Below are 24,034 nucleotides of genomic sequence, written 5' to 3'. Positions count from 1 at the left end.
GCGCTACCGCGCCACGCCCAGCAGCCGCTCCAGCGCTTGCGGCTGGCTGCGCAATGCAGCCGCGCTGTCGGTGTGGACGATGGTGCCGTGGTCCAACACCACCGCGTGGTCGGAAATCGCGAGGATCGCCTGCGGGTGCTGCTCCACGATGATCGCGGCCAGCCCTTCGTCCTGCGTGATGCGGCGGATGGCGCGCAGCAGCTCTTCCACGATGATCGGCGCGAGGCCTTCGAGTGGCTCGTCCAGCAGCAGCAGCTTGGGGTTGAGCACCAGCGCCCGGCCCACGGCCAGCATCTGCTGCTCGCCGCCCGAGAGCTGCGTGCCGAGGTTGGTCTTGCGCTCGGCCAGGCGCGGGAACATCTCGTAGACGCGCTGCGGGTTCCACTTGCCCGGGCGCTCCACGGCAGTGAGGTTCTCGTGCACGGTGAGCGACTTGAAGATGTTGCGCTCCTGCGGCACCCACCCGATGCCCGCCGCGGCACGCTGGTGTGGCGCGAGCTTGTGCAGGGCTTGCCCGCCGAGCGCGATGGTGCCGCCGTGCTGGCGCGTGGCGCCGGCCAGCGTGTTGATCAGCGTCGTCTTGCCCGTGCCGTTGCGGCCCAGCAGCGCGAGCGTCTGCCCTTCACCAAGCGCGAACGCCACGTCATGCAGCACCACGGCCTCGCCGTAGCCCGCGCTCAGGTTCTCGATGCGCAGCAACTCAGACATGGGCGTTCTCCCCGTGACCCAGGTAGACCTCTTTGACCTTCGGATCGTTGGCAATGGTCTCGGGGTCGCCTTCGGTCAGCAGCGTGCCGTTGACCAGCACGGTCATCCGCGTGGCAAAGCTGAACACCAGGTCCATGTCGTGCTCGATCAGCAGCACCGACACATCGGCCGGCAGCGCGGCCACGGTCTCCAGCAGCTCCTCGCGCTCGCCGGCGGGCACGCCCGCCACGGGCTCGTCGAGCAGCAGCACGCGCGGCTCGCAGGCGAGCGCAATGGCGATCTCCAGCAGGCGGCGCTTGCCGTAGGCCATGAACTTGGTCTGCTGTTTGGCGACGTCCGCCAGGTGGAACTGCTCCAGCAGTTGCCCCGCACGTTCCGCGATGCCCTTGGTGCCGCCGAGCGGCCGCCACCATTGCGCGGCAATGCCCTTCTGTTGCGACACCACGAGCGCCAACGTCTCCAGCGGCGTCATCGAATCGAACAGCTGGTTGATCTGGAAGGTGCGCACCAGCCCGCGCGCCACCCGCTTGTGCGGCGCGAGCGTGGTGATGTCTTCGCCGAGCAGCGTGATGCGGCCTTCGGTCGGCGTGAGCACGCCCGTCAGCAGGTTGATCAGCGTGGTCTTGCCGGCGCCGTTCGGGCCGATCAGCGCATGGCGTGCGCCGCGCTTGAGTTCCATCGTGACGTTGTTGGTGGCCGTGATGCCGCCGAAGCGCATCACCAGGCCTTGCGTCGAAAGCACGGTGTCAGTGGTGGTGGTCATGCGGCACCGCCCTTCTTCTTCGTCGCGCCGAACCACGTCCATGGCTTGAGCAGCCGGTCGCGCCCCACGAGCACCAGCAGCACGAGGATGAGGCCGATCCAGAACATCCAATACTGCGGCGTCACGGCAGAGAGCCAGGTCTGCAGCAGCTTGAAGACGATGGCGCCCGCCACGCCGCCATAGAGCCAGCCCACGCCGCCGATCACCAGCATCAGCAACACGTCGGCCGAGCGGTCGAAGGCCAGCACGTCGAGCGAGGCGAAGCCGGTGGTCTGCGCGAGCAGGGCACCCGCCGCGCCGGCGATGCCTGCCGCCACGGTGTAGATGACCGCAAGCCGCGACACCACCGGAATTCCGATGGCCATCGCACGCAGCCGGTTGTCGCGGATCGCCTTGAGCGTCGCGCCGAACGGCGAATGCACCAGCCGGCGCATCACCAGGAACAGCACCAGCATCACCGCCAGCGAATACCAGGCGGCCGTGCGGCCGTACAGGTCGAACTCGAAGAGGCCGAGCACCGGCCCCATCACCACGCCCTGCAGGCCGTCGGCGCCGCCGGTGAGCCAGTCGAGCTTGTTGGCCAGTTCCAGCAGCAGCAGCGCGGTGCCGAGCGTGACCATCAGCCGCGTGAGGTCGGTGCCGCGCAGGATCGTCACGCTGGCCACGAGGCCGAGCAGCGCCGAGAGCACGGTCGCGACCACCAGCCCCACGGTGGGGTCCGGCATCACCAGCTTGGCGAACAGCGCCGCCGCATACGCGCCGAAGCCGAAGAATGCGGCATGGCCGAGCGACACGATGCCGGTGTAGCCGAGGATCAGGTCGAGCGACATCGCGAACAGCGCGACGATGGCGATCTCGTTGACCAGCAGCGAGTGCGAGGGCACGACCAGCGGCAGCGCGAAGGCCACTGCCCAGACCACGAACTCCCAGGGCCGCCAGCGCGCGGTGCGCAGCAGGGCCGATTCATAAGCCATTGGAGAAGAAGGCGTGTTCATTCAACGGCCTCCCTTGCGAGTGAACAGGCCCTGCGGCCGCCACATCAGGATCAGGATCATCAGCAGATAGACCGTGAACGCGCCCATCTTCGGAATGAAGTACTTGCCCGCCACGTCGGCAATGCCCAGGAGCAGCGCCGCCGCGAGCGGCCCGGTGATCGACGAGGTTCCGCCGACCGACACCACGATCAGGAAATAGATCATGTACTTGAGCGGAAAGGTCGGATCGAGTCCGAGAATTTCAGCACCCAGCGCACCGCCCAGCCCCGCCAGACCCGAGCCCACGGCAAAGGTCATCAGGAACACGATGTTCACGTTGATGCCCAAGCCCGCCGCCACGCGCGGGTCGTCGACGGCGGCTCGCAGCCGGCTGCCGAAGCGCGTCTTCGAGAGGATGAGCTGCAGCACCACGGTGAGTACCGCACATACAGCAATGATGAAGATGCGGTAGTGGCCCATGCCGAGCAGGAATGCGCCGTCGCCAAACTCGCTGCGGCCGCGCAGCCACTCGGGCAACTGCAGGTTCTGCTGCGACGAGCCGACGAAGTAGTCGACCGCCGCCACGGCCATGAACGCAAGGCCGATCGAAAAGAGCACCTGGTCCAGATGCGGCTTGCCGTACATCGGCCGGTAGAGCGTGCGTTCGAGCAAGGCTCCAGCGAGCGCAACGACGATGAACGCGAGCGGCAGGCAGGCCAGGAACGGCAGGCCAAGCTTCTGCATCGCGAACACGGTGAGGTAGCCGCCCGCCATGGCGAAGGCGCCGTGCGCAAGGTTGATGAAGTTCATCAGCCCGAGCGTGACGGCCAGGCCGACGGCGAGAACGAAAAGCAGCATGCCGTAGGCGATGCCGTCGAAAAGAATGGTCAGCATGTCTGTTGTCTGCGTCTGGTGCGTTCGTTCTGGATGCTGTTGTTCAGGGCGGGTGCAGCTGATCGACCACGGCTCTGAGGCGATCACGCCGATGGGGTGCCTTGCGCAGCGAAATCAAGGAGGAGGCCGAAGGCCGGGGGACATTCGCGGAGCAAGGCACCCCGTCGGCGTGATTGCCGCCCTGAACAGCAGCGCACCTCACCCCAAAAGCACAAAAGTTACTTCGCCTTGCCCGGGTCCTTCACACCCTTGATCACATCGAACTCCACGTTGTAGAGCTGCCCGTCCTTCTTCTCGACCTTGCGCAGGTATACGTCCTGAACGATGTCGCGCGTCTGCGCATCGATGAGCACCTGACCGCGCGGGCTCTCGAAGACCTGGCCCTTCATGGCCGCCAGCAGCGCTTCGCCGCCACCCTGGCCCTTGGTGGCCTTGAGCGCTTCGTAGATCACGCGCATGCCGTCATAGCCGCCCACGGCCATGAAGTTGGGACGCATCTTGGGGTTGGCTTTCTGGAAGGCCTCGACGAACTTCTTGTTCAGCGCCGAGGGGTGAGCGGTCGAGTAGTGGTGCGAAGTGACCACGCCCAGCGCACCGTCGCCCATGTCGTTGAGTTGATCGTCGTCGGTCACGTCGCCGGTGGCGATCAGCTTGATGCCGGCCTTGTCCATGCCGCGTTCCAGAAACTGCTTCATCACCGCCGCGCCCGCGCCCGAGGGCACGAAGACGAACAGCGCGTCGGGCTTGGCGTCGCGCACCTTCTGCAGGAACGGTGCGAAGTCGGGGTTGCGCAGCGGCACGCGAAGTTTTTCGATCACCTTGCCGCCGTTGAGCTGGAAGCGCTCGCTGAAGAACTTCTCGGCGTCGTTGCCGGGGCCGTAGTCGGCCACCAGCGTGACCACCGTCTTCACGCCATTCTTCGGCGCCCAGTCGCCCATGACCACCGACACCTGCGGCAGCGTGAAGCTGGTGCGCACGATGTAGGGCGAGGCCTCGGTGATGCTGGAGGTGGCAGCGGCCATCACGACCTGCGGCGTCTTCGATTGCGTGGCCAGCGGCGCGGCGGCCAGGGCGGCCGGCGTGACGCCGAAGCCCGCGATCACGTTCACCTTGTCGTTGACGATGAGTTCCTGCGCGAGACGCTTGGTGACGTCGGGCGTGGCCACGTCGTCCTTGACGATCAGCTCGATCTTCTTGCCCGCCACGGTGTCGCCGTTTTGCGCCATGTACAGGCGCGCGGCGGCTTCGATCTGCCGGCCGGTGGAGGCCTGCTGCCCGGTCATCGGCAGGATGAGCCCGATCTTGAAGGTGTTGCTGTTCTGGGCGCTGGCCAGCGGCAGGGCGAGCGCGGTGGCGAGCGCAATCGCCGAGAGGCCTGCGGTCTGGATGAGATGGCGTCTTTGCATGAGGTTTTCCTTGAGAGACGGAATGCGAAACCGGGGCCAATTGTGAACACTTTGCAACATTCGGCGGAGCAGGCAATCACCTAGCCGGCGACCCCTGTGGACCTTTGTTGCGCGATCAACAAATGAACTGCGCGATGATCGCGCAAGGCGCTTCAGCTGTCGGCGCGGTACGCGGAGTCGAGCGTGAGCGTACCCACGGCGCGTGAAACGCAGGCGCAGATGCGGGTGGTGGCGGCTTTCTCGTGGGCGCTCAGGAACACGTCGCGGTGGTCGATCTCGCCGTCGACCGAGAGCACGTCCATGGCGCAGAGGCCACATTCGCCGCGCTTGCAGTCCCAGAGGGTCTGCACGCCGGCGGCATCGAGCGCTTCGAGCAGCGTGCAATCGGCCGGCACGGTGATCGCGAGGTCGTGCCGCGGAATGCGCACGGTGAAGGCCTGCGTGGCCAGCCGGCCGCTGCTGCCGAAGGTCTCGAAGCGCAGGTCAGCGGGGGCACGGCCGGCCGCTTCCCAGGCGCGCTTGACGGCTTCGAGCATCGGCACCGGGCCGCAGGTGTAGAGCTGACCACCCGGCGGCAGCTCGGCGATGGCGGCGGCGAAGTCGATGAGGGCCGAGCCTTCGTGCGCGACAAGGCCCTCGCCCAGCGCTTCCTGCAGGTGCGAGAGGTAGCCGAACTCGCCGGCATGGCGGGCGCCGTAGAGCATCTTCACGGGCACGCCGCTTCGCTTCGCATGCGCGCCAAGGCGTTGCGCCATCAGCACCAATGGCGTGATGCCGATGCCGCCCGCCACCAACAGGTAGCCGGGCGCGGAGAGGTCGAGCGCAAAGTGGTTCTGCGGCGCGCTCACCTGCAGCCTGTCGCCGGGCGCGAGCTGCCACATGGCGAGCGAGCCGCCACGGCCATCGTCCAGCCGCTTGACCGCGATGCGCCAGCACTGGCCGTCGCCTTCGCCGACCAGCGAATAGGAGCGCGTCTGCAGCCTGCCTTGCGCCGTCATCACCTGCACCTGCAGATGGGCGCCGGGCTCATACGATGCAGCAAAGCCCGACTCGGGCCGGAGTTCGAATTCGCGCACCGTGGGGGTGACGTCGCGCAACGCGGCGACCTGCGCCTGCATCCATTGAAGATCGCTTTTCATCGGGGAACACCAACTGGGGAAATAGTGGCAGCCGCTCAGCCGCGGCGGCGGATCAATTGCACGCCGGGCAGCGGGCGCTGCTCGGCTGTCGGCGTGCCATGCAGCGCCTCGCGCAGGTTGCGGCGCGCAATGCGGCTGTGCTCGCGCATCAGCGCCTCGGCACGCGAGCCTTCGCCGGACTCGATGGCGTCGAGCACCTGCAGGTGCTGGTCCTGCGCGATCACGAGCATGTCGCGCGCAGCCGGCGAATTGGCCTGCACGATGACGAAGCCCGAGGGCGAGGCGAACGGCAGGTTGACCACGCGTTCCAGCTGCTGCGCGATGACCGGGCTGCCCGCCATCTCGCACAGCAGCGCGTGGAATTTTTCGTTGTGCGTGACGTAGCGGGAGAACGCCGCGTCGTCGAGCGCGGGCTCGCGCAGCAGCTCGTCGATGCGCGTGAGGCAGGCGCGTGCCTCGCGCAGCACCACCGGCGCGGCGCCGCGCTCGGCCGCGAGGCGTGCGACCAGCCCTTCGAGCGTGCCGCGCAGCTCGATGGCATCGGCCACGTCGCGTTCGGAAAAGGTGCGCACCGCATAGCCGCCGTTGGGGAGTGCCTCGAGCAGGCCTTCCTGTTCGAGCCGCATCAGCGCGCTGCGCACCGGGGTGCGCGAGACGCCGAGCTGTTCGGAGATGGCGACCTCGGCGATGCGCGCGCCGCCTGGCAGTTCGCCCGCAAGGATCATTTCGCGCAGCCGCAGCTGCGCCTTCACGGCTTGCGAACTGCCCGTATCGCCGGGCTCGATGGGGGAAACCACAGCGCCCTTCATGCCGCCTGCTTCTCTTCGGCGGGTCGGATCGGGATCGCGGCGCGCGCGGGCTTTTCCTTCTCGACCATGCGGTCGATCAGTCGGCGCGCCCACATCGAGCCAGCGTCGATGTTGAGGTTGTAGAACTGGTGGTCGGGGTGGTCGTCCATCGCCTTCTGCTGCGCTTCGAGCACCAGCTCGTCCTCGCGGAAGATGCCGGCCACGCCTTCTCGCAGCTCGTGCGTGAGGCGCTGCTCGCCGATGCAGTAGTTGCGTGCGAAGGCCCAGAAGTAGAGACAGGTCTTGTCGGTCTCGGGCGTGATGGTGTTGAGCACGTAGCCGTTGACGCCCTTGCCGCGGTCGCCGGGGTTGTCGCCCTTCGGCACCGCGCCGCTGCCCGCCTCGGCCACGCCGACGTCGATGTTCACGGTGCACGGGCCTTCGAAACGGATGATCTGCCAGCGGTCGACCTTGCCCGTGTAGCCGCGCGCATGGCGGATCTGGCCGCCCCAGAACGGCGGCGCGTCGATGTTCTCCATCCAGCGCGTGACGGTGGCCGAGCGGTCGCCGTGCGTGGCGACGAATGGCGCCTCGGCCACTTCGCGGTTGCCGATCGAGGAGCCGTGCACGAAGGTCTCGTGCGTCAAGTCCATGAGGTTGTCGACCACGAGCCGGTAGTCGCAGTTGACGCGGATCATCTTGCCGTCGCCGGCCCAGGCGGGGTCGTCGTTCCAGTGCATGTCGGGCACGAGCGCGGGGTCGGCCTTGGCCGGGTCGCCGGGCCAGATCCAGACGAAGCGGTGCTTCTCGACCACCGGAAAGTTGCGCACACAGGCCGAGGGATTGAGCGTCTCCTGGCTCGGCATGTGGGTGCAGCGGCCCTGGCTGTTGTAGACCAGGCCGTGGTAGCCGCAGACCAGCTCGTCGCCTTCGAGGCGGCCGAGCGACAGCGGCATGAGGCGGTGCCAGCAGGAGTCTTCGAGCACGGCGACCTGCCCGTCGGTGCGGCGGAACATCACCACCTTCTGGTTGCAGATGGTGCGGGGCAACAGGGCGTGGCGCACTTCGACGTCGTAGGCGGCGGCGTACCAGGCGTTCAGCGGGAAGGCGGTCGTGGGCGTTTTCATGAATACCCAATGTATACAGAAATCAGGAAATATCTACCTCGAATCGCCTAATTCAAGGGTAAATACCGACTCCCACGTATACAAACAAGCCGAGTTCGAAGGCGATAGGATGCCCGTTCATTATCAGCCACGACGGAGTTCATCCCATGTCCCAGCACGCCGCCCTGCCCGCCCGCTACGACCACGTCGGCAGTTTCCTGCGCCCCAAATACCTGCTCGAAGCGCGCGAGCAGAAAGCCAAGGGCGAGATCACGCCCGAGCAACTGCGCACGGTCGAAGACAAGGCCATCACCGAGATCGTCCGCTTCCAGGAAGACATCGGCCTGAAAAGCATCACCGACGGCGAGTTCCGCCGCACGTACTTCCACATCGATTTTCTGGACCAGCTCGGTGGCGTGAAGACCGACATTCCGGTCACCATCCGCAAGCCCGACGGCACCGAGGAACTGGCGCCGCCCGCGATGCGCGTGATCGACAAGGTGCGCCACATCAAGGACATCCAGCTTGCCGACTTCCAGTACCTGAAGAGCCAGGTTTCCGCGGGCCGCACGCCCAAGGTGACGATCCCCTCGCCGACCATGCTGCACTTTCGCGGCGGCCGCGCCGGCATCAGCAAGGATGCGTATCCCGAGCTCGACCCGGTGTTCTACGACGACGTGGCCAAGGCCTATGGCGACGAATTGCGCTCGCTGGCCGCAGCCGGCTGCACCTACGTGCAGATGGACGACACCAACCTGGCCTACCTCTGCGACGAACACATGCGCGAAGCCGCCCGCAAGCGCGGCGACGATCCGAACGAACTGCCCCATCGCTATGCGGCATTCATCAACAAGGTGGTCGCGCAGAAGCCGCCGGGCATGCTGTTGGCCATGCACCTGTGCCGCGGCAACTTCAAGAGCACGCACGCCGCCGCCGGCAACTACGAGCCGGTGGCCGAGGCCCTGCTCAAAGAGATGGACCTGGACGCCTACTTCATGGAGTACGACGACGCCCGCTCGGGCGACTTCAAGCCGCTGCGCTACCTGCCCAAGGGCAAGACGGTGGTGCTGGGCCTCGTGACCACCAAGTTCGGCCAGATGGAAGACAAGGACGAGCTCAAGCGCCGCATCGAGGACGCCGCCAAGTACGCGCCGCTCGAGCAGCTCGCGCTCTCACCGCAATGCGGCTTCTCGAGCACCGTGCACGGCAACAACATCGCGGTGGAAGCGCAGCGCAACAAGCTGCGGCTGGTGGTCGAGACGGCGCAGGAGGTCTGGGGCTCGACCTGAGGCGCCGTTTCTGGTGAAGTCGGGGCATGACGACGACCGCTACAAAGATCCTCTCAGGCCCCCTCAGCATGTTCGGCGCGAAGGTGCAGATCGCCGCGCTCGAAAAAGGCATTCCGTTCGAACTGACGATGGTGCCGTTCACCAAGGACGACGCCTACGAGCCCAAGCACCCGGACGTGCTGCGCATCAACCCGGTCAAGCAGCAGGTGCCGGTGCTGATGGATGGCGATGTCGAACTCTTCGACTCGACGCAGATCTTCGAGTACCTCGAAGACCGATACCCCGCTCCGCCCCTGTGGCCCGAAGGCATTGCCGACCGGGCGCGGGCGCGGCAGCTGGAGCAGAAGGCCGACGAGGTGTTCTTTCCGAATGTGATCAAGCTCTTCGGCCTGCAGCACGACATGCAGAGCGCCCCGGCGGTTGCGGCCTGTGCCGCCTGCGCGCGCTTCTACGACGAGATGGAAGGCCTGCTCGCCACACGCGACTACCTCGCGGGCCCCTACTCCTTCGCGGACATCGCCTTCTACATGGCCCACGTCTTCGCCGACCGCAAGGGCGCCGGCATGACCGATGCCACGCCCCGCCTCATTGCCTGGCGCGGCCGCGTGGGCGAGCGGCCCGCGGTGCGCGCGGTGGTCGATCCGATGATGCGGTTTCTTGCCTCCGAGGGGCGCGGCGTGCCGGCCTTCCTGCAGCGCTGATCGGGCGCGGGCGGGCTGAGGCATCATGGCCCCCATGCCGAATACAGGGTTCGACTGGCTGCCTTCTCCCTCGCAGCATTTCCTCGTCGTCACTTTTGCGCTGCTTGTCTACGTACTGAGCACGCGCGCGCGCCGCGAGCAGCGCGCCCCGACCACGGCCATCGCGTGGGTGATGGGGCTGGTGCTCATGCCCTACCTGATCCTGCCGATGTACCTGCTGTTCGGCCAGCGCAAGCTGCGCCCGGCGGGCTCGCCGCGCCCGCCGCGCTCGGTGCCGCCAGGGCACTGGGCCGCCGACCTGATCGAGAGCTTCGGCCTCGCGCCGCCGGGGCGCTGCGCGGTGCGCCTGCATGCCGACGGCGAACACGCACGGCTCGCGCTGTTCGAGGTGATCGACGGCGCACGCGAACGCATCGACGTGTGCACCTTCATCATTGGTGACGACCCGCTCGGCCACGCAGTGCTCGCGCGGCTTGCGCAGCGCGCGCGCGAAGGCATCAAGGTGCGCGTGCTGCTCGACGGCTTCGGCGCGCTGTCGCTGCCGCGCCATCACTTCGACCTGCTGCGCGCGGCGGGCGGCGAGGTGGCGGTATTCCGCCCTTTCTTCAGCCTGCGCCGCACCGGGCCGCGCAACCTGCGCAACCACCGCAAGTTCACCATCGCCGACGACGGCTGGCTCTGGTCGGGCGGGCGCAACCTGGCGGGCGAGTACTTCACCGGCAACGCCAAGCACCCCGAGGCGTGGCGCGATCTGTCGTTCGACCTGCGCGGCAACGTGGCTGCCGCCGCGGCCCGCCAGTTCGACCACGACTGGAGTTCGGTGCGCGCGCGCAAGGCGCGCGCCATCACCTGCGACGATGTGCCTCAGGGCCCCGGCACCGCGATGGCGCAGTTCCTGCCGAGCGGCCCCGATCAGACCGAGGACACGGCGCACGCGCTGCTCATCGACGCGTGCTTCCGCGCCGAGCACCGCGTGCTCGCGATCACACCCTACTTCGTGCCCGGCGACGGCCTGCGCGATGCGCTGCGGCTCGCAGCGCGGCGCGGCGTGCAGGTGACGATCGCGATGCCCGCGCAGTCGAACCACCGCCTGGCCGACTTCGTGCGCGCCCGCGCCATGCGCGACCTGGCGCGCGCGGGCGTGAGCTTTCGCATGCTGCCCTTCATGGCGCACGCCAAGGCGGTGGTGGTCGACCACGAACTGGCGATGTGCGGCTCGATCAACCTCGACCTGCGCAGCCTGCTGCTGAACCACGAGGCCGCCGTGGTGTTCTACGGCCCGCACGAGATCGACTGGCTCGCCGAGTGGATCGAGACCACCGCCTCGGCCGGCGAGCCCTACCGCGCGCGGCGTCCGGGCCTCGTGCGCGACGTGGCCGAGGGGCTGCTGCTCACCGTCGCTTTCCAGCTTTAGAAGCGGCCGGCGCGGGAGCCTTAGCCTCCTTCGCGTCTTTCATCAGGGCGTCGATGCCGGCGAACACGTAGCGCATCAGGTCGTCCGCGAGCGCCGCAGTGTCCTTGAGTGCCGGCAGCACCTTGTTGCCCAGGTCCTTGGGCGCCACCATCATCACGATGCACGGCAGCACCGTGAACAGCAGCGCGCGCTGCACCGAGGGATGGTCGTCGGGCAACCCCATGATCTCGCCGATCAGCCCGCGCAGCAGCTTGGCCTTGGGCAGCACCGCCCGCTTGATCATCACCGGCATCGCCGGCGACGGCGACAGGGCTTCGCGCAGCACCACGCGAAATCCCCAGGGCGCTTTGGGCTGGCTGCCCAGCTCGACCAGGTGCGTGAGAAAGGCGCGCAGCTTCAGGCGCGGATCGGTCTGCACGCTGGCCAGGCTGACCAGCTCGTCGATGCTCACGAGCTGGCGGTGCGCCTCGATCAACACGGCTTCGTAGAGTCCGTCGCGGCCGTTGAAGTGGTAGTTGATCGCGGCCATGTTGGTGCCGGCGCGGGTGCAGATTTCCTTGCTCGTCGCCTCGGCAAAACCGCGCTCGGCGAACAGCTGCCCCGCTGTCTCGAGGATGTGCAGGCGCGTGGTGTTGCCGTCGGTGCGCTGAGTGCGCGCGGTGGAAGTGGAAGAGCTGGTGGCCATGGGCCAAGGTTAATCGAATTGAAAAAATACTTCAAATTCAAATTTCAATTTGATAACATCCGGCCGCATCCGGTTCTGGAAACTGGCAGGAACCCCGACCATGAACAAGAAACCCCTTATCGCCGTGGCCGTCGTTGCATTGGTCGCCGTGGCGGGCGGCGGGTGGTACTTCAACCGCTCGGCCACGCCCACCGACCAGCTCGTGCTCTACGGCAATGTCGACGTGCGGCAGGTCTCTCTCGCCTTCAACGCGAACGACCGCGTGGCCGAACTTGCGGTGCGCGAAGGCGACCGCGTGCGCGCCGGCCAGTTGCTCGGCAAGCTCGACACCCGCACGCTGGTGCTGCGCGTGGCGCAGTCGCAGGCGCGCATCGGTGTGCAGGAGCAGGCCCTGCTGCGCCTGAAGACCGGCAGCCGCCCCGAAGAAGTGGCGCAGGCCGGCGCGCAGGTGGCCGCCGCGCAGGCCGACGCCGACCTTGCACAGCAGCAGCTCGCGCGCCTGCAAGGCATCAGCCAGACCACCGCCGGCCGCGCGGTGAGCCAGCAGGACCTCGACAGCGCGCAGGCCAGGCGCAAGGTGGCCCTCGCGCAACTCGACAGCGCCCGCAAGGCGCAGCAACTCGTCGTCACCGGCCCGCGCAAGGAAGACATCGCGCAGGCGCAGGCCCAGCTCGAATCCGCGCGCGCCGACCTCGCGCTCATGAACCACCAGCTTGCAGAGGCCGAACTGAAGGCGCCCATCGATGCCGTAGTGCGCGCCCGCCTGCTCGAACCCGGCGACATGGCCTCGCCGCAACGCCCGGCCTTCACGCTCGCGATCACCGATCCCAAGTGGGTGCGCGCCTATGTGGCCGAGGCCGACCTTGGCCGCGTGAAGCCGGGCCAGGCCGCGCGCGTCACCACCGACAGCCAGCCCGCCGAGGCCATTGCCGGCAAGGTCGGCTACATCGCCTCGGTGGCCGAGTTCACGCCCAAGACCGTGCAGACCGAGGAGCTGCGCAGCAGCCTCGTCTACGAGATTCGCGTGATGGTCGAGGACAAGCAGGACCGACTGCGGCTCGGCATGCCGGCCACCGTGCGCTTGCAGCTCTCCGACACCAACGGCAAGCCCTGATGTCCAGCACCGGGCCGGCCGTGGCCGGACGCTCCCTGCACAAGCGCTTCACGCTCAAGTCGTCGAAGCAGCCCGTGCATGCGCTGGCCGGCGTGTCGCTCGACATCCCTGCGGGAACGCTCACGGCACTCGTGGGGCCGGACGGCGCCGGCAAGACCACGCTCCTTCGCCTGATGGCGGGCCTCATGCGCGCCGACGAAGGCGAACTGCGCGTGCTCGGCATCGACGTCTCGGCCGATCCACAGGCGGTGCAGGACCGCATCAGCTACATGCCGCAGCGCTTCGGCCTCTACGACGACCTGAGCGTGCAGGAGAACCTCGATCTCTATGCCGACCTGCATGGCGTATCGAAGGACAAGCGCCGCGAGCGCTACGCCCGGCTGATGGAGATGACCGACCTCGGCCGCTTCACCGACCGCCCCGCGGGCAAGCTCTCGGGTGGCATGAAGCAGAAGCTGGGCCTGGCATGCACGCTGGTGCGCTCGCCCGACCTGCTGCTGCTCGACGAGCCGACCGTGGGCGTCGATCCGCTCTCGCGGCGCGAGCTCTGGCAGATCGTGCAGCAGCTGGTGAACGATGAAAAGCTCTCGGTGATCGTGAGCACCGCCTACCTCGACGAGGCCGAGCGCTGCAGCCATGTGTTCGTTCTGCGCGAGGGCAAGCTGCTCGCGGAAGGCGCGCCCGCCGAGATTCGCGACCACGCGCAGGGCCTGTGCTTCATCGCCGCGCCGCCGCAAGGCGAGCCGCCGCGCCTTATGCAGGCCCGCCTGCTCGATGCGCGGCAGGACATCATCGATGCCGTGCCGCAAGGCGGCGAAGTGCACTTCATCCGGCGCCCGGACACGGACGACGCAGCGCTCGCCACGCTGCTGGCCGACGCACACGCGGAGCCGGTGCCGCCGCGGCTCGAAGACGGCTTCATGACGCTGCTGCGCACGCAACAAGCATCGGCGCCGAACAACCCCGCAGCCGCGACGACCATCGCCGCTAAGGGCGACCCCGACGAAGTCGTCATCGAAGTGAAAGATCTTGTGCGCCGCTTCGGCGATTTCGTCGCCGTCGCCAGCACCAGCTTCTCGGTGCGGCGCGGCGAGATCTTCGGCCTCCTCGGCCCCAACGGCGCGGGCAAGACCACCACCTTCCGCATGCTCTGCGGCCTCCTGCCCGCGAGCGGCGGCCAGTTGCGCGTGGCCGGCGTGGACCTGCGCCATGCGCGCGCGCAGGCGCGACAGCGCATCGGCTACGTCTCGCAGAAGTTCGCGCTCTATGGCAACCTCTCGGTGCGCGAGAACCTCTCATTCTTCGGCGGTGCCTACGGCCTGCGCGGGCAGCGGCTGCGCGACCGCATGGACACGGTGCTGCGCCAGTTCGACCTGGAACGCGAGATCGACACGCCCAGCGGCCAGTTGCCCGGCGGCTACCGGCAGCGCCTGGCCATGGCGACCGGCCTCTTGCACGAGCCCGAGATCCTGTTCCTCGACGAACCCACGAGCGGTGCCGATCCGCTCGCGCGCCGCGAGTTCTGGCGCCGCATCACCGCGCTGGCCGAGGGCGGCACCACCATCGTCATCACCACGCACTTCATGGAAGAGGCCGAGTACTGCGATCGGATCGTGATCCAGGACGCGGGCAAGGTGCTGGCCATCGGCACGCCGCAGGAAGTGCGCATGCAAGCGCTCGATGGCGAAGTCAGTGGCAAGCGCATCGACATGGAGCAGGCCTTCATCGACATCGTCGAGAAGGCGCGGCGCAAGGGGAAAGAAGCCGCGGCGAAGCAACCGGAAGGAGCTTTGGCATGAGCGGCTTCTGGTCACGCCTGATTTCCCTCACGCGCAAGGAATTCCGCCAGCTGCTGCGCGACCGCAGCAACCTCGCGATCGGCATCCTGCTGCCGATGGTGCTGATCCTGATCTTCGGCTACGGCATGTCGCTCGACGTGAAGAACGCGCCGGTGGCGGTGGTGATGGAAGACGCCTCGCCGACCGCGCAAGAAGCCATTGCGGGCCTGCAGCTCTCGCCCACCATCGAACCGGTGCTGCTCGGCTCCATGCACGAAGCCGAGGAGCTGATGCGCGAGCGCAAGGTCGACGGCATCGTGCGCATTCCCGGCGATTTCTCGCGCGCGCTGGCCGCGGGCAACGCGCGCGTGCAACTGATCGTGCACGGTGCCGACGCGGGCCGCGCGACCATCATCCTGGCCTACGTGAGCGGCGCCCTCGCCCAGACGGCCGTGCGGCAGGCCGACCGCCTGGGCAGCACGTCGGGCGCCGATGCGCCACCCGTGGGCAGGGTCACCGTCGAGCAGCGCATGTGGTTCAACGCTGCGAACACCAGCACCTGGTACCTCGTGCCGGGGCTGATCGTGCTGATCATGACGCTGGTCGGCGCCTTCCTCACCGCGCTGGTGATGGCGCGCGAGTGGGAACGCGGCACGCTGGAGGCGCTGTTCGTCACGCCGGTGCGGCCGGTCGAGATATTGCTGGCCAAGATCATTCCGTACTTCGGCGTCGGCATGCTGGGCCTGGCGCTGTGTCTCCTGGCCGCGCGCTTCCTGTTCGCCGTGCCGATGTACGGCTCGCTGTTCGTGGTGGTGCTCAGTTCGATGCTCTACCTGATCGTGGCGGTGAGCCTGGGCCTCGTCATTTCCTCGGTCACGCGCAACCAGTTCCTTGCGAGCCAGATCGCGCTGATCGCGACCTTCATGCCTTCCATGATGCTGTCGGGCTTCCTGTTCGACCTGCGCAACGTGCCCACGGCCGTGCGCGTCATCGGCCACGTGCTGCCGGCCACCTACTTCATGGACCTGATCAAGACGCTATTCCTCGCGGGCGACGTCTGGCCGCTGATCTGGCGCAACTGCGCCATCCTGCTGTGCTACGCCGTCGGCCTGCTGCTGGTCGCACGCGCCGTCACCCGCAAGAGCCTCGATTGAGACGCGAAGGAAACGGAACATGATTGACTTCCTGCTGCGCATCGCCAACCTCTGCAAGAAGGAGTTGCTCGCGATCCTGAAGGACCCGGCCACGCGCACCATCCTCTTCGCGCCCGCGCTGCTGCAGAGCCTCATCTTCGGCTACGGCGCCACCTACGACCTGGCGAACGTGCCGTATGCGCTGCTCGACCAGAGCCGCACTGGCGCGGCGACGGAACTCATCGCGCACCTGGACAGCACGGGCGTCTTCCACCGCGTGGCCACGCTGCGCACGCAGGCGGACATCCGCGAGGTGATCGACACCGAGAAGGCGCTGCTCGTCATACAGATCGCGCCCGACTTCGAGCGGCAGCTCAGTGCGGGACAGCCCGCGGCCATCCAGCTGATCCTCGATGCGCGCAACTCCAACACCGCGGGCTCGGCGGCCGGCTATGTGAGTGCGGTGGTCGAGCGCTACAACGCCGAGCTGCGCACGCGCGCGGGCGCACCGCCGGCGCCGCTGGTCATCGAATCGCGCGCCTGGTTCAATCCGAACCTGGAGACGCGCTGGAATCTCTTGCCCGGCATGATCGCCGCGCTCAGCATGCTGCAGACGCTGCTGCTCACCGCGCTCTCGGTGGCGCGCGAACGCGAGCAAGGCACCTTCGACCAGTTGCTGGTGACGCCGATGTCGCCGCTCGAAATCATGATCGGCAAGGCGCTGCCGCCGGTGCTGGTGGGCCTGGCGCAGTCGTCGCTGATCCTGCTGGTGGCGCTCTTCTGGTTCGGCATTCCGATGGCGGGCTCGCTCGTCACGCTCTACACCGGACTCATCTTCTTCACGGTCGCGAGCGTGGGCATCGGCCTGTCGATTTCCGCCGTGTCGGCCAACATGCAGCAGGCGATGCTCTACACCTTCGTGCTGCTGATGCCGATGATGCTGCTGTCGGGCCTGACCACGCCGGTGCGCAACATGCCGCACGTGCTGCAGGTGATCACCCTGGCCAATCCGCTGCGCTTCGCCATCGACCTGGTGCAGCGCGTGTATCTCGAGGGCGTGGGGCTGGGCACGGTCTGGCACAACCTGATTCCGCTCTCGATCATCGCGGTCGTCACGCTGCCGCTGGCGGCGTGGCTCTTTCGCAATCGTCTTGTCTGAACACGGGAGCACCTCATGCCTCTCACTTTCCATTTCACATGCAACGCAGTGGCCGCTGCCGCACTGGCACTGCTCGTCGGTGGGTGCGCTGTTGGCCCCGACCACAAGCCCTCGGAACCGCGCGCGCCCGCCGACTGGTCGGCCTGGCACGGTGGCTCGTCCTCATTGCTCGGCGCGGAACGTCGTGCCGCACCCACAGCATCCATCGCGCCCGGCGACTGGAAGGCTTTCAACGACCCGATGCTCGACCGGCTGCAAGCGATGGTGCTCGCCGCCAACCCCGACCTGCAGACCGCCGCATTGCGCTTCGCACAGAGCCGCGTGCAGCGCGCCACGGCAGCCGCCCAGCGCGGCCCGCAGGTCAACGCCAGCGCGGGCGTCACACGACAACGCCAGAGCGAGAGCGGCGCAGCCACGCGGATGATCGATGCGCTCGGTTCCTCCGCCACCAACAAGGATCAGTTGATCCGCACGCTCAGCGAGCCCTACAACCTCTACCAGGCCGGCTTCGATGCCTCGTGGGAAATCGATCTCTGGAGCCGGGTGCGGCGTGCGGTGGAAGCGGCCGATGCCGATGCGGCCGCTTCGTCCGCGATGCTGCAGCAGGCCGAGCTCAGCGTGCAGGCCGAACTCGCACGCAACTACTTCGAACTGCGCGGCACGCAGCGCGAACTGCGCATTGCGCGCGCCGACATCGCGGCTGCCACCGAATCGCTCGAACTCGTGCAGGCGCGCGCCGATGGCGGCCTCGTCACCGACCTCGACCCGGTGCGCCAGCGCACGCTGCTGGCCGAGCTGCGCGCGCGCATTCCCTCGCTGCTGCAGCAGGAGGCCGAGGCGATGAACCGCATCACGCTGCTGATCGGTGCGCCACCCGGCGCGCTGAACACCGAACTTGCGGATGCGACCGACCACACGGGCGACGCACCACCGCTGCCCGACCTCACGCTCGGCCTTCCTTCAGACCTCGCGCGTCGCCGCCCCGACATCGCCGCCGCCGAGGCACAACTGCACGCCGCCACCGCACGCGTCGGCGTGGCCGTGGCCGATCTCTATCCGCGCATCACGCTGGGCGCAGGCTTCGGCTACGAGTCGGTGGGCAGTGAGCGCTTCGGCGACTGGGGCAGCCGCCAATGGCATGTCGGCCCGTCGCTCAGCCTGCCGATCTTCGACAACGGCCGCCGCCGCAGCACGGTGGACCTGCGCGAACTTCAGCAGCAGGAGGCGGCCGTGGCCTTCCAGCAAACGGTGCTCAAGGTCTGGCACGAGATCGACACCGCGCTCAACGCCTACAGCGCCGAGCGCCAGCGCCACACCGAACTCATCGAGCGCGAGCGCCAGAGCCGCGATGCGCTCACGCTGGCACATGCGCGCTATGCGAACGGGCTCACCGATTTCGGCGTCGAACTCGACGCGCGGCGTGCGCTGCTGCAGGCCCGCCGCGATCACGCGCAGAGTGCGAGCAGGCTGTCGGTGAGCCTGGTCGGTGTCTACAAGGCCCTTGCGGGCGGCGTGCCCCCAAAGGAACTCAGCGCAGGTTCGTGAAGCTCGCGTTGCCCAGCCCCGTGCCGATGGTCAGCACACCCCAGTGCTTCACTTCGCGCATGAAGGGCAGTTCGCTCAGGCCCTGCACCACCGCGTCGTTGTGCATCAGCACCAGCGTCGGGCCCGAGCCCATCATCGGCATGCGGCGCCACACTTCGCTCGGCAGGTGGAAGGCATGGCTCTCCCAGTCGCCCGGCAGGTTCTGCGCGCCGCGCGAGATGGAGCCGTCCTTGCGGATCAGCCCCGGGCAGCCGATGCCGATGAAGGGCGCGAGCCGGATCTTCTTGCGCTCGCTGTAGAGCACCATCTCCTCCAGCATCAGGGCGATGTTCTCGACGATGCTGCCGCGGTTCGGGCCGTCGTCGGCATGGCGCCACTTCACACGCCGCACCACCTTCGCGAGCGAGAAGTCCGGCGCCTTGCGGTGGCGGGTCTTGACGATGCCGCAACGGATGTTCGTGCCGCCTATGTCCACCGCAAGAATGGCGTCGTGCCCCTTGAGCATGGCCGGCGGCGCGAGGTGCACCCAGCCGATCAGGCCGCCGTCGTCCACGTTGTGCGAAAGCCGGCCGAGCTGCACGTGCACGCCCATCTCCTCGAGGATGGCACCCGTCTGCAGGATCGCGCGCTCGCCGACGTCACTCTCGGGAAAGCCGCCGCCGATCACGATGCGCTGCACCTTTGCCCAGGAGGGCTGGCGCGTGAAGCGCTGGATCACGTAGGCCAGCTCCTCGGCGAATTCCTCGATGGCGCCATGCACCAGGTCGGCGGCTTCGGCCGTTCGCTTCGCCTGCAACGCGTGGTCGAGTTCCTTCTTGCTGAGATTGCGCGAATGCGACAGGCCCAGCGGGTCCCGGCCTTCCTTGCGACGGCGCTTGCGCCAGCGCTCGAGCAGTTCCCTGAACGCCGTCTGGCTGGCCTGGTCGCCGACGAATCCGTCCTTGTCGCGCAGCTGCAGGCTGTAGCCGTCGACCTGCAGGCCGGGGAGTTCTCGCAGGCCGTGAACTTCGGGGCCTGGCAGGCCATTCTGGGGGGCAGGCGTGGATTTCTTCTTCGAGAGCTTGGGCTTCATGGCGATCGACTATGGGCCTCGCCGACGCCCGCCTGCATCGGCTCCACGCGCCACGCCATGTAGGAGATTGGCGGGTACGCCAAATGAAGCGTTGTCTATACACTGGCCGCGATGCACCTGCTCCGCACCCTCTGGCGCGCCGCCCTGTTGTTCTCGATGGCCTGGCTTGCCGCGGTCTCCGGCCCCGCGCAGGCTGCGGACGACGCACTGCGCGTCGGCTCCAAGCGCTTCACCGAGTCGTACATCCTCGCCGAGTTGCTCGCACAGACGGCCGCACCGCACACCGCGTCGCCACCCGTCGTGCGACAGGGCCTGGGCAACACGGCCATCGTCTACGAAGCGCTGCGCTCGGGCGCCATCGATCTCTATGCCGAGTACACCGGCACCATCGCGCTGGAAATCCTCAAGGGCTCGCCCGCCGACACGCGCGAGGCGATGAACGCGGCGCTCGCGCCGATGGGCCTGGGTGTGGCCATACCGCTGGGCTTCAACGACGGCTATGCACTGGCGGTGCGCGCGGCCGATGCAGAGCGGCTCGGGCTGCGCACCTTGAGCGACCTGGCCAGGCACCCCGAGCTCAAGCTGGGCCTCTCGAACGAATTCCTCGGCCGCGCCGATGGCTGGAGGGGCCTGGCCGCGCGCTACGGCTTCACGCAGACGCCGACCGGCCTCGACCACGGCCTGGCCTACGACGCACTGGCCGCCAAGCAGATCGATGCGATCGACATCTACACCACCGACGCGAAGATCGATCACCTGGGCCTGCGCGTGCTCGAGGACGACAGGAAGTTCTTCCCGCGCTACGACGCGGTGGTGCTCTACAAGCTCGACCTGCCGACGCGCCTGCCCAAGGCCTGGGCCGCGCTACAGACGCTCGAGGGAAGGATCGACGAGCACGCGATGATCGCGATGAATGCGCGCGCCGAGCTGCAGAGCGTGCCCTTCGACGTGATCGCGCGCGACTTCATCGCCAGCACCGGCAAGACGGGCGCAGCGCCCTCGCAGGAAGCCCGGCGCGGCTTCACCGCCAAGCTCTTCGGCCCCGACCTTTGGAAGCTCGCGCGCCAGCATCTGCTGCTGGTGGCGGTGTCGGTGGGCATCGCGATCCTGATCGGCGTGCCGATCGCGATCCTCGTGTTCTCGCATGTGCGGCTTCGTGCCGTGGTGCTCGGCATCGCGAGCCTGATGCAGACCGTGCCGTCGCTCGCGCTGCTGGCGGTGCTGATCTCGATGCTCGGCGCGATCGGTGCGCTGCCCGCGCTGATTGCGCTCACGCTCTATTCGCTGCTGCCGATCATGCGCAACACGGTGACGGGCCTGGCCGAAGTGCCGAACGGGCTTCGGCTCGCCGGCACCGCGCTCGGCATGACGCCGCCGCAAAGCCTTCAGTTGGTGTTGCTTCCGCTGGCGCTGCCCACGCTGCTGGCGGGCGTGCGCACGGCCACCGCGATCGCCATCGGTACGGCGACGATTGCGGCCTTCATCGGTGCGGGCGGATTCGGGGAGCGCATCGTGACAGGCCTGGCCTTGAACGACCGCGAACTGCTGCTGGCCGGCGCGCTGCCGGCCGCGGCGATGGCGCTGGTCAGCGAAGGGATCTTCGAGCTGATCGAGTGGGCGATGCGCCGCCGCCGACGCGCACCGCCCAGTTCGCAGGCGCCTGCCTGAAGATCAGGCCAGCGTGTAGGCCGTCTTCACCGTGGTGAAGAACTCCTGCGCGTACTTGCCCTGCTCGCGCGGGCCGTAGCTCGAGCCCTTGCGGCCGCCGAACGGCACGTGATAGTCGACACCGGCCGTCGGCAGGTTGACCATCACCATGCCGGCCTGGCTGTGGCGCTTGAAGTGCGTCGCGTACTTCAGCGAGGTGGTGGCGATGCCGGCCGAGAGGCCGAACTCGGTGTCGTTGGCCGTGGCCAGCGCTTCTTCGTAGTTCTTCACGCGGATCACGCTCGCCACCGGGCCGAAGATTTCTTCCTTGTTGATGCGCATCGTCGCGGCCGATTCGCTGAAGAGCGCAGGCGACATGTAGTAGCCGTCCGTCTCCAGCTTCAGCAGTTCGCCGCCCGCGGCCAGCGTGGCGCCTTCGCCCTTGCCGATGGCGATGTATTCCATGTCCTGGTTGAGCTGCGACTTGGACGAGACGGGGCCCACGTCGGTGCCCTGCGCGAGCGCATCGCCGACCTTGATCTTGGCCATGCGCGTTTTCATCGCCTCGATGAACTTCGGGTAGATGCCTTCGGTCACGATGAGGCGGCTCGAGGCGGTGCAGCGCTGGCCGGTCGAGTAGAACGCGCTCTGCACGCTGAGTTCCACGGCTTGCGCGAGGTCGGCGTCATCGAGGATGACCTGCGGGTTCTTGCCGCCCATTTCGAGCTGCACCTTCTTGTGGTTGGTGACGCACTGGATCGCGATGTTGCGGCCCACGCCCACCGAGCCGGTGAAGCTGATCGCATGGATGCCGGGGTGGTTGACCAGCGCCTCGCCGATCACGCTGCCGCGGCCCATCACGAGGTTGAACACGCCGGCCGGAATGCCCGAGCGGCTGATGATTTCAGAAAGCGCCCAGGCGCTGCCCGGCACGAGGTCCGCGGGCTTCAAGACCACGCAGTTGCCGAAGGCGAGCGCGGGCGCGATCTTCCACGCGGGAATGGCAATAGGGAAGTTCCACGGCGTGATGAGGCCGACGACACCGACCGGCTCGCGCGTGATCTCCACCCCGATGTTCGGGCGCACCGAAGGCAGCAACTCGCCCGAGAGGCGCAGGCATTCGCCCGCGAAGAACTTGAAGATCTGGCCCGCGCGCGTGGCCTCGCCGATGCCTTCGGCCTTGGTCTTGCCCTCTTCGCGTGCGAGCAGCGTGCCGAGCTCTTCCTTGCGCGCGAGGATCTCGGTGCCGATCTTGTCGAGCGCGTCGGAGCGCGCCTGGATGCTGCCCGTGGCCCATGCGGGAAAGGCGGCAGTGGCTGCAGCCACGGCGGCATCGACATGCGCCGCGTCGCCCTGGGTGTACTGGCCCAGCACGTCGGCCAGGTTGCTGGGGTTGACGTTGGGGCTGTAGCTCTTGCCGGCCAGCCATTCGCCATTGATGAGGTTGTTGAATTCAGTCATCGTCGATGTCCTTCGTTTGCCTGTTGCGGTGATGAGGTTTGGAGAATCAAGGCTAGGTGGCGCCTTCGGACTCCACGTAGAGGGCGTACAGCGAATGGCTGGCCGCCATGTAGAGGCGATTGTTCTTGGGTCCGCCGAACGTGAGGTTAGCGCAGCGTTCGGGCAGGCGGATGAAACCGATGGGCTTGCCCTGCGAATTGAAGATCTTGACGCCATCGAGGTCTTCTGACTTCGCCAGCGGCTGATAGACCTTCATGCCGTTGCCGGCATCGGTGGGCTCTGAAGCCAGCGCGCCGTTCCAGCCCCAGCCCATCCAGATATTACCGTCCCGGTCGACACGAAAGCCGTCGAGCGCGGCCGCGCCCGCGCCGTCGATCAGCTTGGCCTTGTTCGACACGCTGCCGTCGGCCGCCACGTCGTAGCTCCAGAGGCTGCGGTTGGGCGTGCCCTTCCATTCGATGACGTAGAGCTTCTTCTCGTCCGGCGAGAAGGCCAGGCCGTTCGGGTTCACCAGGTCGGTGATCACCGCCGAGAGCTGGCCGTCGGGCGTGAGGCGGTACACGTTGGTCGTCGGCTGTTCGGGCGTGGCCCTGTCGCCTTCCCAGGTGCCCGAGATGCCGAAAAGCGGATCGGTGAACCAGACGGTGTCGTCCGACTTCACCACCACGTCGTTCGGTGAATTCAGCCGCTTGCCCTGGAAACGGTCGGCCAGCACGGTCATGCGCCCGTCGTGCTCGGTGCGCACCACGCGCCGCGTCAGCGAGTGCTCGCAGCTCACCAGGCGCCCCTGGCGGTCGCGCGTGTTGCCGTTGCAGTGGTTCACGTTCGACTTGTGGACCTTGAACTCGCCGGTCTTTTCCTCGTAGCGCATCAGCCGGTTGTTCGGGATGTCGCTGCACACGAGGTAGCCCTCGCGCGGCAGGTACACCGGCCCTTCGGCCCAGCGCATGCCCGTGCCGACCTGCTCGAGCGTGCTGCTGTAGAGGCGGTACTTGGCGAAGCTCGGGTCGAGGATCAGCACGGCCGGGTCGGGGTAGCGCTGCTGCGGCTTGTAGGGGAACGATTGGGCGCCCGCGGCTGCGGCCACTGCGCCGAGTGCCGAGCCGGCAGCCGCCTGGAGCAGGCGGCGGCGATCCATGTTGTTGTTCATGCAGTCTCCTTGACGATGTCTGTGCTTGCGGCGCCCATTCCGTTCACGCTGAACTTGTCGAAGCGCCGCGCGGGGCTTCGACAAGCTCGGCCCGAACGGTTGTTGCCG

At 67.5% G+C, this 24,034-nt stretch carries 21 protein-coding genes; 9 read left to right on the top strand and 12 right to left on the bottom strand.

Annotated features, from left to right (window positions below):
- Positions 1 to 3 precede the first annotated feature (3 nt).
- The 8 genes from M2282_RS15945 to M2282_RS15910 form a co-directional block, all read right to left on the bottom strand.
- Positions 4 to 708, bottom strand: coding sequence for an ABC transporter ATP-binding protein (locus M2282_RS15945; RefSeq protein WP_280809766.1), 705 nt, complete (start codon positions 706 to 708; stop codon positions 4 to 6).
- Positions 701 to 1,471: an ABC transporter ATP-binding protein gene (locus M2282_RS15940; RefSeq protein WP_280809765.1), complete on the bottom strand. Its 771-nt coding sequence runs from the start codon at positions 1,469 to 1,471 to the stop codon at positions 701 to 703. The genes M2282_RS15945 and M2282_RS15940 overlap by 8 nt, the downstream gene beginning before the upstream one ends.
- Positions 1,468 to 2,466: a branched-chain amino acid ABC transporter permease gene (locus M2282_RS15935; RefSeq protein WP_280809764.1), complete on the bottom strand. Its 999-nt coding sequence runs from the start codon at positions 2,464 to 2,466 to the stop codon at positions 1,468 to 1,470. The genes M2282_RS15940 and M2282_RS15935 overlap by 4 nt, the downstream gene beginning before the upstream one ends.
- Complete coding sequence (locus M2282_RS15930) at positions 2,467 to 3,339, bottom strand: branched-chain amino acid ABC transporter permease (RefSeq protein ID WP_280809763.1); 873 nt, start codon at positions 3,337 to 3,339, stop codon at positions 2,467 to 2,469.
- 218 nt (positions 3,340 to 3,557) lie between these two features.
- The gene (locus M2282_RS15925; RefSeq protein ID WP_280809762.1) at positions 3,558 to 4,745 is read right to left on the bottom strand and encodes an ABC transporter substrate-binding protein; all 1,188 of its coding nucleotides are present in this window, start codon (positions 4,743 to 4,745) and stop codon (positions 3,558 to 3,560) included.
- A 152-nt stretch (positions 4,746 to 4,897) separates the two neighbouring features.
- A complete protein-coding gene (locus tag M2282_RS15920) occupies positions 4,898 to 5,884 on the bottom strand; it encodes a PDR/VanB family oxidoreductase (protein ID WP_280809761.1) in 987 nt (328 codons plus the stop codon).
- 35 nt (positions 5,885 to 5,919) lie between these two features.
- A complete protein-coding gene (locus M2282_RS15915) occupies positions 5,920 to 6,693 on the bottom strand; it encodes a GntR family transcriptional regulator (protein ID WP_206178195.1) in 774 nt (257 codons plus the stop codon).
- Positions 6,690 to 7,799 (bottom strand): aromatic ring-hydroxylating dioxygenase subunit alpha, encoded by a 1,110-nt coding sequence (locus M2282_RS15910; protein ID WP_280809760.1) that lies wholly within the window; start codon positions 7,797 to 7,799, stop codon positions 6,690 to 6,692. The genes M2282_RS15915 and M2282_RS15910 overlap by 4 nt, the downstream gene beginning before the upstream one ends.
- 146 nt (positions 7,800 to 7,945) lie before the next feature.
- Between M2282_RS15910 and M2282_RS15905 the strand changes: the two genes are divergently transcribed.
- Genes M2282_RS15905 through M2282_RS15895 form a run of 3 tightly spaced genes read left to right on the top strand, consistent with a single transcriptional unit; the run spans position 7,946 to position 11,182 of the window.
- Positions 7,946 to 9,067, top strand: coding sequence for a 5-methyltetrahydropteroyltriglutamate--homocysteine S-methyltransferase (locus M2282_RS15905; protein ID WP_280809759.1), 1,122 nt, complete (start codon positions 7,946 to 7,948; stop codon positions 9,065 to 9,067).
- A gap of 26 nt (positions 9,068 to 9,093) precedes the next feature.
- Positions 9,094 to 9,768: a glutathione S-transferase family protein gene (locus M2282_RS15900; protein WP_280809758.1), complete on the top strand. Its 675-nt coding sequence runs from the start codon at positions 9,094 to 9,096 to the stop codon at positions 9,766 to 9,768.
- Between the two features lie 34 nt (positions 9,769 to 9,802).
- The gene (locus M2282_RS15895) at positions 9,803 to 11,182 is read left to right on the top strand and encodes a phospholipase D-like domain-containing protein (RefSeq protein WP_280809757.1); all 1,380 of its coding nucleotides are present in this window, start codon (positions 9,803 to 9,805) and stop codon (positions 11,180 to 11,182) included.
- On the opposite strand, the gene M2282_RS15890 is transcribed toward M2282_RS15895, so the two are convergent.
- The gene (locus M2282_RS15890; protein WP_280809756.1) at positions 11,160 to 11,867 is read right to left on the bottom strand and encodes a TetR/AcrR family transcriptional regulator; all 708 of its coding nucleotides are present in this window, start codon (positions 11,865 to 11,867) and stop codon (positions 11,160 to 11,162) included. The genes M2282_RS15895 and M2282_RS15890 overlap by 23 nt on opposite strands.
- Before the next feature lie 100 nt (positions 11,868 to 11,967).
- Between M2282_RS15890 and M2282_RS15885 the strand changes: the two genes are divergently transcribed.
- The 5 genes from M2282_RS15885 to M2282_RS15865 are packed head-to-tail and all read left to right on the top strand — an operon-like array spanning position 11,968 to position 18,596.
- Positions 11,968 to 12,981 (top strand): HlyD family efflux transporter periplasmic adaptor subunit, encoded by a 1,014-nt coding sequence (locus M2282_RS15885; RefSeq protein WP_280809755.1) that lies wholly within the window; start codon positions 11,968 to 11,970, stop codon positions 12,979 to 12,981.
- A complete protein-coding gene (locus tag M2282_RS15880; protein WP_280809753.1) occupies positions 12,981 to 14,780 on the top strand; it encodes an ATP-binding cassette domain-containing protein in 1,800 nt (599 codons plus the stop codon). The genes M2282_RS15885 and M2282_RS15880 overlap by 1 nt, the downstream gene beginning before the upstream one ends.
- Entirely contained in the window at positions 14,777 to 15,913 is a 1,137-nt protein-coding gene (locus M2282_RS15875; RefSeq protein ID WP_280809752.1) for an ABC transporter permease, read from the top strand. Before M2282_RS15880 ends, M2282_RS15875 begins: the two co-directional genes overlap by 4 nt.
- A 19-nt stretch (positions 15,914 to 15,932) precedes the next feature.
- Complete coding sequence (locus M2282_RS15870) at positions 15,933 to 17,051, top strand: ABC transporter permease (protein ID WP_280809751.1); 1,119 nt, start codon at positions 15,933 to 15,935, stop codon at positions 17,049 to 17,051.
- A gap of 15 nt (positions 17,052 to 17,066) precedes the next feature.
- Positions 17,067 to 18,596, top strand: coding sequence for an efflux transporter outer membrane subunit (locus M2282_RS15865; protein WP_280809750.1), 1,530 nt, complete (start codon positions 17,067 to 17,069; stop codon positions 18,594 to 18,596).
- On the opposite strand, the gene M2282_RS15860 is transcribed toward M2282_RS15865, so the two are convergent.
- Positions 18,580 to 19,668, bottom strand: coding sequence for an ROK family protein (locus M2282_RS15860; protein ID WP_280809749.1), 1,089 nt, complete (start codon positions 19,666 to 19,668; stop codon positions 18,580 to 18,582). The genes M2282_RS15865 and M2282_RS15860 overlap by 17 nt on opposite strands.
- A 111-nt stretch (positions 19,669 to 19,779) precedes the next feature.
- Between M2282_RS15860 and M2282_RS15855 the strand changes: the two genes are divergently transcribed.
- Positions 19,780 to 21,336 carry a glycine betaine ABC transporter substrate-binding protein gene (locus M2282_RS15855; RefSeq protein ID WP_280809748.1) on the top strand — a complete coding sequence of 519 codons (1,557 nt, stop codon included), beginning with the start codon at positions 19,780 to 19,782 and terminating at the stop codon, positions 21,334 to 21,336.
- A gap of 3 nt (positions 21,337 to 21,339) precedes the next feature.
- Here M2282_RS15855 and M2282_RS15850 read toward each other — a convergent pair whose 3' ends face one another.
- Together M2282_RS15850 and M2282_RS15845 are read right to left on the bottom strand one after the other, a co-directional pair.
- The gene (locus M2282_RS15850; RefSeq protein WP_280809747.1) at positions 21,340 to 22,776 is read right to left on the bottom strand and encodes an aldehyde dehydrogenase family protein; all 1,437 of its coding nucleotides are present in this window, start codon (positions 22,774 to 22,776) and stop codon (positions 21,340 to 21,342) included.
- Between the two features lie 52 nt (positions 22,777 to 22,828).
- Positions 22,829 to 23,926 (bottom strand): SMP-30/gluconolactonase/LRE family protein, encoded by a 1,098-nt coding sequence (locus M2282_RS15845; RefSeq protein WP_280809746.1) that lies wholly within the window; start codon positions 23,924 to 23,926, stop codon positions 22,829 to 22,831.
- Between the last annotated feature and the right edge of the window lie 108 nt (positions 23,927 to 24,034).

This window comes from Variovorax boronicumulans, assembly GCF_029892485.1.
GTDB classification, from domain to species: domain Bacteria; phylum Pseudomonadota; class Gammaproteobacteria; order Burkholderiales; family Burkholderiaceae_C; genus Variovorax; species Variovorax boronicumulans_B.
Note: the sequence above shows the minus strand (reverse complement) of the source record. Positions and strands in the feature narration are given on the sequence as shown.